At 68.8% G+C, this 12,563-nt stretch carries 11 protein-coding genes; 7 read left to right on the top strand and 4 right to left on the bottom strand.

Annotation, left to right across the window (positions count from 1 at the left end):
• The first annotated feature begins 139 nt into the window (after positions 1-139).
• Positions 140-1,663: a lysine--tRNA ligase gene (gene lysS / locus ACFC3F_RS14520; RefSeq protein ID WP_376131237.1), complete on the top strand. Its 1,524-nt coding sequence runs from the start codon at positions 140-142 to the stop codon at positions 1,661-1,663.
• 12 nt (positions 1,664-1,675) lie between these two features.
• Here lysS and ACFC3F_RS14515 read toward each other — a convergent pair whose 3' ends face one another.
• On the bottom strand, positions 1,676-2,812 hold the full coding sequence (locus ACFC3F_RS14515) for a DUF4192 family protein (protein ID WP_376131235.1): 1,137 nt from the start codon (positions 2,810-2,812) through the stop codon (positions 1,676-1,678).
• Positions 2,813-2,947: 135 nt separating this feature from the next.
• Here ACFC3F_RS14515 and ACFC3F_RS14510 point away from each other — a divergent pair, with 135 nt between their 5' ends.
• The 5 genes from ACFC3F_RS14510 (at position 2,948) to ACFC3F_RS14490 (ending at position 7,813) form a co-directional block, all read left to right on the top strand.
• Positions 2,948-3,184, top strand: coding sequence for a hypothetical protein (locus tag ACFC3F_RS14510; protein ID WP_376131232.1), 237 nt, complete (start codon positions 2,948-2,950; stop codon positions 3,182-3,184).
• Between the two features lie 94 nt (positions 3,185-3,278).
• Entirely contained in the window at positions 3,279-4,700 is a 1,422-nt protein-coding gene (gene cls, locus ACFC3F_RS14505) for a cardiolipin synthase (protein ID WP_376131240.1), read from the top strand.
• A gap of 137 nt (positions 4,701-4,837) precedes the next feature.
• A complete protein-coding gene (locus tag ACFC3F_RS14500) occupies positions 4,838-5,578 on the top strand; it encodes a hypothetical protein (RefSeq protein ID WP_376131230.1) in 741 nt (246 codons plus the stop codon).
• A 24-nt stretch (positions 5,579-5,602) separates the two neighbouring features.
• Complete coding sequence (locus ACFC3F_RS14495; protein ID WP_376131227.1) at positions 5,603-6,358, top strand: hypothetical protein; 756 nt, start codon at positions 5,603-5,605, stop codon at positions 6,356-6,358.
• A gap of 459 nt (positions 6,359-6,817) precedes the next feature.
• Complete coding sequence (locus ACFC3F_RS14490; RefSeq protein ID WP_376131224.1) at positions 6,818-7,813, top strand: hypothetical protein; 996 nt, start codon at positions 6,818-6,820, stop codon at positions 7,811-7,813.
• 530 nt (positions 7,814-8,343) lie between these two features.
• On the opposite strand, the gene ACFC3F_RS14485 is transcribed toward ACFC3F_RS14490, so the two are convergent.
• The 3 genes from ACFC3F_RS14485 to ACFC3F_RS14475 are packed head-to-tail and all read right to left on the bottom strand — an operon-like array spanning position 8,344 to position 9,816.
• Complete coding sequence (locus ACFC3F_RS14485; protein ID WP_376131221.1) at positions 8,344-8,574, bottom strand: helix-turn-helix domain-containing protein; 231 nt, start codon at positions 8,572-8,574, stop codon at positions 8,344-8,346.
• 37 nt (positions 8,575-8,611) lie between these two features.
• A complete protein-coding gene (locus tag ACFC3F_RS14480; protein WP_376131218.1) occupies positions 8,612-9,214 on the bottom strand; it encodes a hypothetical protein in 603 nt (200 codons plus the stop codon).
• Positions 9,214-9,816: a hypothetical protein gene (locus ACFC3F_RS14475; RefSeq protein WP_376131215.1), complete on the bottom strand. Its 603-nt coding sequence runs from the start codon at positions 9,814-9,816 to the stop codon at positions 9,214-9,216. The genes ACFC3F_RS14480 and ACFC3F_RS14475 overlap by 1 nt, the downstream gene beginning before the upstream one ends.
• 183 nt (positions 9,817-9,999) lie before the next feature.
• On the opposite strand from ACFC3F_RS14475, the gene ACFC3F_RS14470 reads away from it, so the two are divergent.
• Positions 10,000-12,525: an ATP-dependent Clp protease ATP-binding subunit gene (locus ACFC3F_RS14470; RefSeq protein ID WP_376131212.1), complete on the top strand. Its 2,526-nt coding sequence runs from the start codon at positions 10,000-10,002 to the stop codon at positions 12,523-12,525.
• The last annotated feature ends 38 nt before the right edge of the window (positions 12,526-12,563 follow it).

The following is a 12,563-nucleotide window of genomic DNA, read 5'->3' as shown; positions in this document are numbered from 1 at the left end:
ACCGGGGGGTTCACCCGCAGTCTCGGCGCGCCGTTGCAGTCTCGCGGTCATTGGCCGGACGGGAGCGATGGGGGTCGGGCGGGACGGGGGCTTCGACGGCCGCGGATAGACTTGGCGGCGACTTCCGAGGAGCCCCGCCATGACCGAAACGCCCGTCGATCCGATCGACCCGGACGCCGAGCTCGCCGACGCGCACGAGCAGAAACTCGTCCGCCTCGCCAAGCGCGAGCGGCTCATCGAAGAGCGAGTGGATGCCGCGGGCGGGGCGTACCCCGTCGCGGTGCCCCTGACCGACACGATCCCGGCGCTGCGCGAGCGGTACGGCGACCTCGAGGCGGGTGCCGAGACCGGCGAGACGGCCGCCGTCGCCGGCCGCGTCGTCTTCAGCCGCAACACGGGCAAGCTGTGCTTCGCGACCCTGCAGTCCGGAGACGGCAGCCGCATCCAGGCCATGGTGTCCCTCGCCGTCGTCGGCGAGGACGAGCTGCAGCGGTGGAAGGAGCTCGTCGACCTCGGCGACCACGTCTTCGTCTCGGGAGAGGTCATCTCGAGCCGCCGCGGCGAGCTGTCGATCATGGTCGCCCAGTGGCGCATCGCCTCGAAGGCCCTCCTGCCGCTGCCGAACATGTACACCGAGCTGAGCGAAGAGAGCCGCGTGCGCAGCCGCTTCCTCGATCTCATCGTGCGCGATCGCGCGCGCGAGACGGTGCTCGCCCGGTCCAAGGTCAACGCGAGCCTGCGCGCGACGTTCGCCGGCCATGACTTCGTCGAGGTCGAGACGCCCATGCTGCAGGTGCAGCACGGCGGCGCCTCGGCCCGGCCGTTCGTGACGAACTCGAACGCGTTCGACACCGACCTCTACCTGCGCATCGCGCCCGAGCTCTTCCTCAAGCGCGCCGTCGTCGGCGGTATCGACCGCGTCTTCGAGATCAACCGCAACTTCCGCAACGAAGGCGCCGACTCCACCCACAGCCCCGAGTTCGCGATGCTCGAGGCTTACCAGTCGTACAGCGACTACAACGGCATCGCCGACCTCACACAGGAGCTCGTGCAGCAGGCGGCCGTCGCCGTCGCGGGCTCGACCACGGTCACCTGGGCGGACGGCACCGAGTACGACCTCGGCGGCGAGTGGGACCGCCTGCCGATGTACGGCTCGCTGAGCGAGGCGGCCGGCCGCGAGATCACGCCCGAGACGAGTCTCGACGAGCTCCTCGCGTTCGCCGCCGACGTGGGCGTCGATGAGCCGCCGCACGCGACCCACGGAAAGCTCGTCGAAGAGCTCTGGGAGCACTTCGTCAAGCCGAGTCTGACCCGCCCGACCTTCGTCATGGACTTCCCCGTCGACACGAGCCCCCTCGTGCGCGAGCACCGCACGATCCCCGGCGTCGTCGAGAAGTGGGACCTCTACGTGCGCGGATTCGAGCTCGCGACGGGCTACTCCGAGCTCATCGACCCCGTCATCCAGCGCGAGCGGTTCGTCGAGCAGGCCGTCCTCGCGGCGCGCGGCGATGTCGAGGCGATGCGCATCGACGAGGAGTTCCTGCGCGCTCTCGAGCACGGGATGCCGCCCACCGGCGGAATGGGAATGGGTATCGACCGCCTGCTCATGGCGATCACGGGTCTCGGCATCCGCGAGACGATCCTCTTCCCGCTCGTGAAGTGAGCTGACGCCGGTTCACGGCAGGGTGCGCCGGAACGCCCAATCCGGCAGGTGTCCCATCCCGACGAACGACAGCACGATCTCGGCGAGGCCGTGCTCGGGTTCGATGTCGGTCGCGCCGCGCGCGTAGCGGTCGGCGTGGGTCGAGTGTCCGAGCGCCCACGACAGCCATGCGGCCGTCGCGAGGGCGCCCGGCCGGTCGTGCAGGGGCGCCGTCGCGGCGACGCGGCGCACCACATCGAGCGCCCGAGAGAGGCGGGCCGGATCCGGACGCTCCCCCTCGCCCCACATCATCATCGCGAGGTGCGCCGGGTACTCCTCTCCGTCCTCCCACCGCAGCTGCGCGTCGAGCGCTTCGTCACCCGCCGACGGACCGCGGCACCACTGCACGAGCGCGATGTCCCGCAGGGCCGGCCGGCTGAGACACCACGCCAGGGTCGCGACCCGGTACGGCGCGAGGGCCGCGGCATCCCAATCGAGAACGTCTTCGAACAGCCCGGGCAGATCGTCGATCGCGCAGACGGCGGCGAGCGCCTGCGGATCGACGCGCGCATCGGCATCACCGGATGCCGCGGAGTCGGGTCCGCCCGCAGCATCGGGGCCGCACAGCACCTCGACGGCGCGCGAGAACGCGCCGACCGCCGCGTCGACCGCTTCGCGTTCGCCGTCGGCCACCGCGGGCAGCTCGGCGCCGCTGGACTGGTCGCCCGGTGCCACCGCGTCGGACAGATCGAGCTCGGCGAGGTCGCGGGGGTGGGCGTCGCCGTCGAGGTAGGGACACCACGCATCCGCGGCGACGCACAGCGCGTCGACGAGACGCAGTCCGCACGCGTCGGCGCGCCCCGCGAGCGCCGCGACGAGCCCGTCGTGCGGCAGCGCCGTGAGCGGGACGAGACGACCCACGTCCGCGTCGGTGTAGACGACGAGGGCGACGGCATCGGCGAGCGCGACGCGGCACGCCATGCCGATCACGGTCGCCGCGATGCGATCGACGTCTTCGTCGCCGTGGGGCAGGTCGAAGCGCATCGCTCCGAGCGTGCGGGATCGCGCGAACGGCACGACGACGAGGCTGAGCTGCGGCACGAAGCCGAGCATGCGGGGCACGAAGGACAAGAACTCCGCCGCATTCGCGGCTTTCACGATGGTCGTCATGCCGAGAGCCTCGCCACTCGGGCACACCGGCGGAGCCTCGTCGACGCATCTGTCGGCAACTCGCCCGCGGACCCCCGCTGTTGAGGAAGCGATGCCCGGGCCGCACGGCTGCGCGCGACGCGTATCCTGGACGGTATGGACAGCTACTGGAATGCCGTGATCTGGTCGCTGCTGCCCACGGTCGTCGTCGCGTTCGTCTTCTACGTCATCCTGCGCAGCATCATCCGCGCCGACCGCAACGAGCGCCGCATCTACGCGCGCGTCGAGGCGAAGGAACGCGCACGGCTCGGCCTGCCACCGCGCCAGGTCGTCGCCGAGCCCGCCGGGGCGGCGTCTGCGGTGCCCGGCGAAACGGCGCCGTCCGACCGCTGACCCACCCTCCCACTACGCTGGGCACGAGGCCGAGCGAAGGGGTGCCGTGGCGGTCAGCATCACATTCGACTGGACCTGGTGGGTCATCGCCGTCATGGTGATCGACATCAGCGTGCGCATCGCCGCGATCATCATCGTCCCCCGAAATCGCCGCCCGACCGCCGCGATGGCGTGGCTGCTCGCGATCTACTTCATCCCGCTCATCGGTGTCTTCCTCTTCCTCCTGATCGGCAATCCTCGGCTGCCGCGCAAGCGCCGCAAGAAGCAGGAGCAGATCAACGAGTACATCCGCGACACGAGCGAGTCGCTCGACTTCGGCACGCTGCGACCGCACGCCCCCGCGTGGTTCACCTCGCTCGTGACCCTCAACCGCAACCTCGGCGCCATGCCGCTGGCCGGCGACAACGCGGCGCACATCATCTCGGACTACCAGGAGAGCCTCGACACGATGGCCGAGGCGATCCGGGCCGCCGAGCGCTATGTGCACGTCGAGTTCTACATTCTCCAGTCGGATGCGGCGACCGACGACTTCTTCCGCGCGCTCGAAGAGGTCGCGGCACGAGGCGTCACGGTGCGCGTGCTGATGGACCACTGGGCCAACCGCGGCAAGCCCTTCTACAAGGCGACGATCCGACGGCTCAACGCGATGGGCGCGCACTGGCGGCTCATGCTCCCCGTGCAGCCGTTCCGCGGCAAGTACCAGCGCCCCGACCTGCGCAACCACCGCAAGCTGCTCGTCGTGGACGGCCGCGTCGCCTTCACCGGTTCGCAGAACGTCACCGATTCGACCTACAACCTGCCGAAGAACATCCGCCGGGGTCTGCACTGGGTCGACCTCATGGCCCGCATCGAGGGTCCTGTCGTCGCCTCGATCAACGCCGTGTTCCTCAGTGACTGGTACAGCGAGACCGACGAAGTCCTCACGGATGAGATCGACCTGTTCGACGTGCAATCCGGGCCCGGCGACCTCGACTGCCAGATCATCCCGTCGGGACCGGGCTTCGAGTTCCAGAACAACCTCAAGCTCTTCGCCGGGCTGCTGTACGCCGCGCAGCGCAAGATCATCGTCGTGAGCCCCTATTTCGTGCCCGACGAAGCACTGCTCCTCGCAATCACGACGGCGTGCCAGCGCGGCATCCATGTCGAGCTGTTCGTGTCCGAAGAAGGCGATCAGGCGCTCGTCTATCACGCGCAGCGCAGCTATTACGAGGCGCTGCTGCGGGCCGGGGTGAAGATCTGGATGTACCAGAAGCCGTTCATCCTGCATTCGAAGTCGATGACGATCGACGACGAGGTCGCCATCATCGGATCGAGCAACATGGACATGCGCTCGTTCGGTCTCAACCTCGAGATCTCGATGCTCGTTCGCGGCGAGGAATTCGTGCGCGAGATGCGCGACGTCGAGCAGCAGTACCGGGTACTCAGCCGCGAACTCACCCTCGAGGAGTGGATGCGCCAGCCGCTGCGTTCGACCGTCCTCGACAACCTCGCCCGCCTCACCTCGGCGCTGCAATAGGCACATTCCGGGTTTTTCGTGACCCGGGCGTTATGCACTTCCCTGAGATTCTTCGGCCGAGTGCGACACGATAGTGCTGACGGATGCCGCCGGTCGTGGCATCCGGAACTTCCCAGTCGCAGACGAAGGATCGTGTCATGACTCGCACCACCCGCGCGCTTTCCGCCCTTGGCACCGCCGTGCTCGCCGCCGGCCTTCTCGCCGGCTGCGCGACAGGGACCCCCGGCGGTGACGTGTCGGCGCCCGTCGGATCGGCGCCCTCCGCCGACGTCGACCTCGCCACCGACATCGAGGTGGATGCCGCCTGGCTCGACGGCGGACGCATGATCGGCATCGTGACGCAGGGCAGCTCGACGTGCGTGCCGACCGCAGAGGAGGCGACCTTCGCCAACGGCGTGATCGACGTGACCTTCGTCGAGCCCGACGCCGGCACACCGTGCACGCGCGACCTCGTTCCCCGCGTGACGCTCGTCGCGACGCCCGAGGGCGTCGACCCCACGCAGGATGTCGACATCCGCGTGACCGGTGAGAGCTACGTCGGCGACGCCGACCTCGACGGCGAGGCCGGGCTCGTCGTCGGCGGTGAGACCGACTACCTGCCCAGCGCCGGATGGACCGATGAGGACGGCCTGTTCGTCATCCTCACGTGGGGATCGTCGACGTGCGTGCCGGTGCTCGAGACGGTGGCCGCCTCGGGTCCCGCCGAGGTGACGGCGACCTTCGCCGAGCCCGAAGCCGACCAGCCCTGCACGATGGACATGGCACCGCGCGGGACCGTCGCCTACGTCGACGATCTCGACGAGGACGACGACATCTCCCTCGTGCTGCAGGGCGGCGAGTTCGACAACGTCCGCATCCCGATCATCGGCTCGGACTGAGCCCGTTCTGCAGAAGGAGCTTCCATGCGTCCCCTACGTCGTAGCCTGACCGCGGCCGGAATCGCCGCGATCGCCGCGCTCGCCCTCGCGGCGTGCGCCACCGGTGCGCTCGTCGAGCCCGACGGCGCCGACGAGTCCGTGCCCGGCGGCACCGAGACCGAGCAGGTCATGATCGAGGCCGCGTGGCTCGACGGCGGTCGCTCGATCGGCATCGTGACCGAGGGGTCGTCGACCTGCGTGCCGTCGGCGGGCGAGGTCACCCTCGAGACGAACGGCACGCTCGCCGTGACCTTCGAAGAGCCGGATGCCACGACCCCCTGCACGATGGACTACGCGCCGCGCGTCTCGCTCGTCGGCGTGCCCGACGGTGTCGACCCGTCGCAGAACCTGACGATCTCGGTCACCGGCGCCGGGTTCGACGGCGGCACGACGCTCACGGGCGTTCCCGGGCTGACCGTCGACGGTGAGTCGGACATGACGCCCAGCGCTGGCTGGACGAACGTCAACGGTACCTTCGTCGTGCTGCTGTGGGGCTCGTCGACCTGCACGGAGCACATCACCGCGACCGAGGTCACGGGTGCGGCATCCGTCTCGGCGTCTCTGTCCGGCATCCCCGCAGACAAGGCGTGCACCGCCGACATGGCCCCGAACCCCGTGCTCGCGTTCGCCGATGGGCTGCACGGCGTGGAAGACGTCGAGCTGACGCTCACGTCGCACTCCGCCGACGACCTGACGTTCCCGATCCTCGGCGTCAACGGCCCCAAGACCCCGATCGGCTGACCCCGGCGCTCGCCGCTGCGCCGGTGGGCCGCGCTGCGTGGCGGCATCCATTCTGCTCGTTTGCCTCAATCTGCCCGACCCTCGAGCGTGCAGCAGCAGGTTGAGGCAAATGAACTCGATGCGGCGATGTTCACTTGTCGCACTTCGTCGTGCACGGTGCGTGGTCCAGCAGAATGAGCCGAACGAAGGCCGGGCGCTGCCAGGCGTGCAGCACGATGTTCGTTTGCCTCACTTCGCGCTCCTCTCACGTGGAGCAGCGCAGTTTGAGGCAAACGAACAGAGAAGCTGAGCAGACACGCACGCTGAGCAGACACGCACGCTGATGCAGACACAGGAGCGCGCAACGGCGACCTTCACCGCCTCGGGCAGATGTCGTGCGGACCTGTGGATGGATCCGAACTCTCCACAGATCTGGCCACCGGCCACCGGGGAGCGCGTGGTCAGCCCCATCCTGGTTCCGTGTCTCCATCTCCGTTGCCCGAGGCCCTCGGCGACCCGTTCGCCGTCTCGTCCGCGCTCGCCCTGGGAGTCGGCGCCGGGCGCTTGCGCGGGCGCGATCTCGACACCCCGTTCTTCGGTGTCCGCAGCGGGACTCCTCCGCCGAATGAGAGGGGTGAGGCGAGCGTGCGCCGACGCGCCAACGCGTTCGCAGTCCGCATGCGCTCGACGGAGTTCTTCTGCCTCGTTTCGGCGTGTGCGCTGTGGGGCGCGCCGCTTCCGAACTGGATCTTTTCGGAACGGGATGCCGAGGGCTCGCACGCCGATCGCCCGCTTGATGTCGGCGTGCTCCTGCCCGCGCGAGCACCACGGGGGAGCGGCGTGCGTGGCCGATCGGTCAAGCCGGGCTTGGCGCATATCGTGACGGAACCGGCCACGGGGCTGCGCGCGACGAGTCCGGCTGCGACCTGGGCGATGATGGGCGCGCTGCTCAGCGTGGAGGACCTCGTCGTGCTCGGTGACTACTTCGTGCGCGAGCCGATGCGGCGGGAGGATCCGCCGGCGCTGACGACCGTCGACCAGCTGGCGGCGATGATGACGGCGGGCCGTCGGCGGGGAATTGCGGCGCTTCGCGAGTCGCTGCCTCTCATCCGCATCCGGTCGCGTTCCCGCCAAGAGACGCGCACTCGGCTCACCCTTGTCGACGGCGGCCTGCCCGAACCCGAACTGAACTGGCCGGTCGTCGTCGACGGGCGGATCGTCGCGCTCATCGATCTGGCCTATCCCGAGCTTCTCCTCGGGTTCGAGTACGAAGGCGAGCACCATCTGACAGACCCCGAGCAGTGGGCCACCGATATCACCCGGATCGAGATGCTCGCCGATCTGGGCTGGCGGATCATCCGCGTGGTCAAGAGCGACCTCAAGTCCGAGCGTGCGCCGTTTCTCGCGCGTGCGCGCGGGGCTTACCGCGCCCGCGCGAGCGCTTCCGAACGCGGCGGTCCTGCGGCATCCTGTTGAGTTGCCTGACTCTGCTCGTCGCGCGCTTGCGGGGGACAGTGTGGGGCAAGTGAGCGTCGGGGGCGTGCGTTCAGTTGCCTGAACCTGCTCATCGTGCGGTGCGGGGCAGCAGAGTGAGACAAGTGAACGTCGGGACGTGGGTCGAACTGCGAGCGTGCGCCCTTTCTCGCGCGTGCGCGCGGCGCGTACCGCGCCCGCGCGAGCACTTCCGGACGCGGCGGTCCTGCGGCATCCCCTTGAGTTGCCTGACTCTGCTCGTCGCGCGCCTGCGGGGGACAGAGTGGGGCAAGTGAACGTCGGGGGCGTGCGTTCAGTTGCCTGAACCTGCTCATCGTGCGGTGCGGGGCAGCAGAGTGAGACAGGTGAACGTCGGGGCGTGGGTCGAACTCCGAGCGTGCGGATGATCTGCGTCGGTGTGCGTTGGATTGCCTCAAGACGCTCGTTGTGCGGATGCGGGGCAGCAGAGTGGGGCAAGTGAACGCACGGGGGCGAGCCCGGGGATGCAAGGCAGCCGAACACCCGCGACGCCGTCAGTCGGCGCGGACCAGCAGGTCGCCGACCTCGCAGTCGAGCACGCGGCAGATCGCCGAGAGCGTCGAGTAGCGGATCGCGCGGGCCCGGTCGTTCTTGAGGATCGACAGGTTCACGACCGACACCCCGACGAGTTCGGAGAGCCGGGTGAGGGTCATGCCGCGCTCGGCGAGGAGCTCGTCGAGCCGACAGCGGATGCCGGTGGGGCCCTCGTCTTCGGCGGGGGTCATGCCGGCACCACCGCATCGCGTCGCACCACGCCCCGCATCAGACGAGCCCTGCCGTGTCGCGCTCGAGGCGCTGCATGTACCGGAAGACGTACGCGAGGATGATCAGCCCGAGCCCGACGAGGGGGATCGCAACGCCCCACGACGACATCGTCCACCCCGGCACGAGCACGTCGGGCACACCCGCATCCAGTTCGAACGCCGCCTGCATCGACCCGAAGCCCGTCGCCGCCGTCGCGAGCAGCGGGCCGAGCACGAGGGCGAACGCTCCCGCGAGGGTGACCCGGTAGAGCCCCGACGAGAACGGTCGACCCGAGGATGCCGCGAACATGAGCCATGCCAGCGCGCCGCCCACCGCGAGCGCGGTCAGCCCGAGCAGGGCGCTCCCGACGGCGAAGCAGGCCCGCGCGGCGGCGCTGAGCTGGTCGGTCGTCACGTCGACCGATGAGAACGTCGCGGCCGTGACGGGACCGGTAACGGCGGTCGAGGCGTCGGCGAGAAGGCTGAGGGTGAGCTCATGCGCCCAGATGAAGCTGCCGGCCGCGACGAAGGACTGCGCCGCGAGGGCGACGGTGAGAGCGACGACGAACCCGCCGACCACCTTCATGGTGATCCGGTCGACGCGGCTGGAGGTGACCGCCATCAGACGAGTCCTTCCGCATCGCGCTGCATGTGGTCGCCGCGCCGGAAGACGATGACGAGCACGCCGGCGGCCAGCGCTGCGATCAACGTGGGCGCACCCTCGACGAAGAGCGCGAACTGCTGGTCGAACGTGGAACCGAGCGCGGCGAACACCCCGTTGAGTCCCATCATCCGGAACCACGTCCCACCGAGGCTGCCGAAGAGAAGCACCATCGAGATCGCGAACAGCAGTCGGGTGTTGGTCCGGCTGAAGACGATGGCCCGCAGCAGGTTGCGGCACAGCAGGCAGGCCAGCACGATGGCGGCCAGCAGCGACGCCGAGAACAGCACGATGCCGGTCACGAGGACCGTGGCCGTGACCGGCGAGACACCTTCGGCGACGACCTGTGCCGTGGACACGACAGCGGGGATGCCGTCGGCGAGCGTGACGTCGCTCGCGGCGACGGGGGTGTCGGCGATGATCGCACCGGGCCGGCTGAACATGACGGTGATCGACTCCGAAGTGGCACGGACGACGAACACGGCGGCGAGGGCGGCGACGATGATCGCGGCCCACAGGTCGGACCGGTCGCGACGCGCCTGCAGATCGGGCTTCGTGGACATGACCTCTCCATATCGATAATCGTTGGTATCGAAAAACGATATGAAAGCGGATGCCGCGTGTCAAGGCCCGCCCGCGGCCGCGGCCCGCGCGCGCTATGCCTACGGCGAACACGGGCATGCGGCATCCGTGCCCTCGTTACCCTCGTGTGTAGGCGCCAGAGGAGCGTCTGTCCGGAGGAGACGATGTTCGAGAGATTCACGGACCGCGCCCGTCGCGTGGTGGTGCTCGCCCAAGAAGAGGCGAAGATGCTCAACCACAACTACATCGGCACCGAGCACATTCTGCTCGGGCTGATCCACGAGGGTGAGGGCGTCGCCGCGAAGGCCCTCGAGAGCCTCGGCATCTCGCTCGACGCCGTGCGCGAGCAGGTGCAGGACATCATCGGCCAGGGTCAGCAGCAGCCGACCGGCCACATCCCCTTCACGCCGCGTGCCAAGAAGGTGCTCGAACTGTCGCTGCGCGAAGCGCTGCAGCTCGGCCACAACTACATCGGCACCGAGCACATCCTGCTCGGCCTCATCCGCGAGGGCGAGGGCGTCGCCGCACAGGTGCTCGTCAAGCTCGGCGCCGACCTCAACAAGGTGCGCCAGCAGGTCATCCAGCTGCTCAGCGGCTACCAGGGCAAGGAGCCCGCGGGCGTCGCGACCGGCGCCGGCGAGCAGGCTCAGGGCTCGACGCAGGGCGGCTCGGCCGTCCTCGACCAGTTCGGCCGCAACCTCACGCAGGCTGCCCGCGACAACAAGCTCGACCCCGTCATCGGGCGCGAGAAGGAGATCGAGCGGGTCATGCAGATCCTCTCGCGCCGCTCCAAGAACAACCCCGTCCTGATCGGCGAGCCCGGCGTCGGCAAGACCGCCGTCGTCGAGGGCCTCGCGCAGGCGATCGTCAAGAACGACGTGCCCGAGACGCTCAAGGACAAGCAGGTCTACTCGCTCGACCTCGGCTCGCTCATCGCCGGGTCCCGCTACCGCGGTGACTTCGAAGAGCGCCTCAAGAAGGTGACGAAGGAGATCCGCACGCGCGGTGACATCATCGTCTTCATCGACGAGATCCACACCCTCGTCGGAGCCGGAGCCGCAGAAGGCGCCATCGACGCGGCATCCATCCTGAAGCCGCTCCTCGCCCGCGGTGAGCTGCAGACGATCGGCGCCACGACGCTCGACGAGTACCGCAAGCACTTCGAGAAGGATGCTGCGCTCGAGCGCCGCTTCCAGCCGATCCAGGTCGCCGAGCCCAGCCTCCCGCACGCGATCAACATACTGAAGGGTCTGCGCGACCGGTACGAGGCGCACCACAAGGTGCAGATCACCGACGGCGCGATCGTCGCGGCAGCCAACCTCGCCGACCGCTACGTGTCCGACCGGTTCCTGCCCGACAAGGCGATCGACCTGATCGACGAGGCCGGTGCCCGCCTGCGGCTGTCGATCCTGTCGAGCCCGCCCGAGCTGCGCGAGTTCGACGACAAGATCGCCGACGTGCGCCAGCAGAAGGAGCAGGCGTCCGAGGACCAGGACTTCGAGAAGGCCGCATCGCTGCGCGACGAGGAGAAGTCCCTCCTCGCCGAGCGTCTGCGCCTCGAGAAGCAGTGGAAGTCGGGCGACGTCGCGACCCACGCCGTCGTCGATGAGGGCCTCATCGCCGAAGTGCTGGCTCAGGCCACCGGCATCCCGGTCTTCAAGCTCACGGAGGAAGAGACCAGCCGTCTGGTCTTCATGGAGAAGGCGCTGCACCAGCGCGTCATCGGCCAGGAAGAGGCGATCGCGGCGCTCTCGCGCACGATCCGCCGCCAGCGCGCGGGGCTCAAAGACCCCAAGCGTCCGTCGGGATCGTTCATCTTCGCCGGCCCCACGGGCGTCGGAAAGACCGAGCTCGCCAAGGCGCTCGCCGAGTTCCTGTTCGACGACGAGGCCGCGCTCATCTCGCTCGACATGTCGGAGTTCGGTGAGAAGCACACCGTCTCGCGTCTGTTCGGTGCCCCTCCCGGGTTCGTCGGCTTCGAAGAGGGCGGTCAGCTCACCGAGAAGGTGCGCCGCAAGCCGTTCTCGGTCGTGCTCTTCGACGAGATCGAGAAGGCCCACCCCGACATCTTCAACTCGCTCCTGCAGATCCTCGAAGAGGGGCGTCTGACCGACGGTCAGGGACGCGTGGTCGACTTCAAGAACACCGTCATCATCATGACGACCAACCTCGGCGCGCGCGACATCGCGGGCGGCCCGGTGGGCTTCCAGGTCGAGGGTGACACGGCGACGTCGTACGACCGGATGAAGGGCAAGGTGCAGGAGGAGCTCAAGCGTCACTTCAAGCCCGAGTTCCTCAACCGCGTCGACGACATCATCGTCTTCCCGCAGCTGTCCAAGGTCGAGCTCGTGCAGATCGTCGACCTGTTCACCAAGCGCCTGTCCGAGCGCCTCCTCGACCGCGACATGACGATCGAGCTGTCGCAGTCGGCCAAGGAGAAGCTCATCGAGATCGGCTTCGACCCGGCACTGGGCGCACGCCCGCTGCGCCGGGCGATGCAGCAGGAGATCGAGGACCGCCTGTCCGAGAAGATCCTGCACGGCGAGCTCAACTCCGGCGATCACGTCAAGGTCGACACCGAGAACGGCGTCTTCCAGTTCGAGCACGGCCCGCGCGGCGAGAAGGTCGCCGTGGGCATCACCTCGGGCGGCGAGATCTCGGCGACGCCCGACCTCGCGATCGGGTCCTGACCTCCTGACGACAGAGCGGATGCCGCGTGCTCGAGCAC

Source organism: Microbacterium sp. NPDC055910 (assembly GCF_042271185.1).
Classification (GTDB): domain Bacteria; phylum Actinomycetota; class Actinomycetes; order Actinomycetales; family Microbacteriaceae; genus Microbacterium.
The sequence above is the reverse complement of the archived record's forward strand: the minus strand, read 5'-3'. Positions and strand labels throughout refer to the sequence as shown.

Bases quoted from the DNA above. Each gene is read 5' to 3' on its own strand.
- lysS (WP_376131237.1), top strand. From the start codon at position 140: ATGACCGAAACGCCCGTCGATCCGATCGACCCGGACGCCGAGCTCGCC.
- ACFC3F_RS14515 (WP_376131235.1), bottom strand. From the start codon at position 2,812: ATGACGACCATCGTGAAAGCCGCGAATGCGGCGGAGTTCTTGTCCTTC.
- ACFC3F_RS14510 (WP_376131232.1), top strand. From the start codon at position 2,948: ATGGACAGCTACTGGAATGCCGTGATCTGGTCGCTGCTGCCCACGGTC.
- cls (WP_376131240.1), top strand. From the start codon at position 3,279: ATGGTGATCGACATCAGCGTGCGCATCGCCGCGATCATCATCGTCCCC.
- ACFC3F_RS14500 (WP_376131230.1), top strand. From the start codon at position 4,838: ATGACTCGCACCACCCGCGCGCTTTCCGCCCTTGGCACCGCCGTGCTC.
- ACFC3F_RS14495 (WP_376131227.1), top strand. From the start codon at position 5,603: ATGCGTCCCCTACGTCGTAGCCTGACCGCGGCCGGAATCGCCGCGATC.
- ACFC3F_RS14485 (WP_376131221.1), bottom strand. From the start codon at position 8,574: ATGACCCCCGCCGAAGACGAGGGCCCCACCGGCATCCGCTGTCGGCTC.
- ACFC3F_RS14480 (WP_376131218.1), bottom strand. From the start codon at position 9,214: ATGGCGGTCACCTCCAGCCGCGTCGACCGGATCACCATGAAGGTGGTC.
- ACFC3F_RS14475 (WP_376131215.1), bottom strand. From the start codon at position 9,816: ATGTCCACGAAGCCCGATCTGCAGGCGCGTCGCGACCGGTCCGACCTG.
- ACFC3F_RS14470 (WP_376131212.1), top strand. From the start codon at position 10,000: ATGTTCGAGAGATTCACGGACCGCGCCCGTCGCGTGGTGGTGCTCGCC.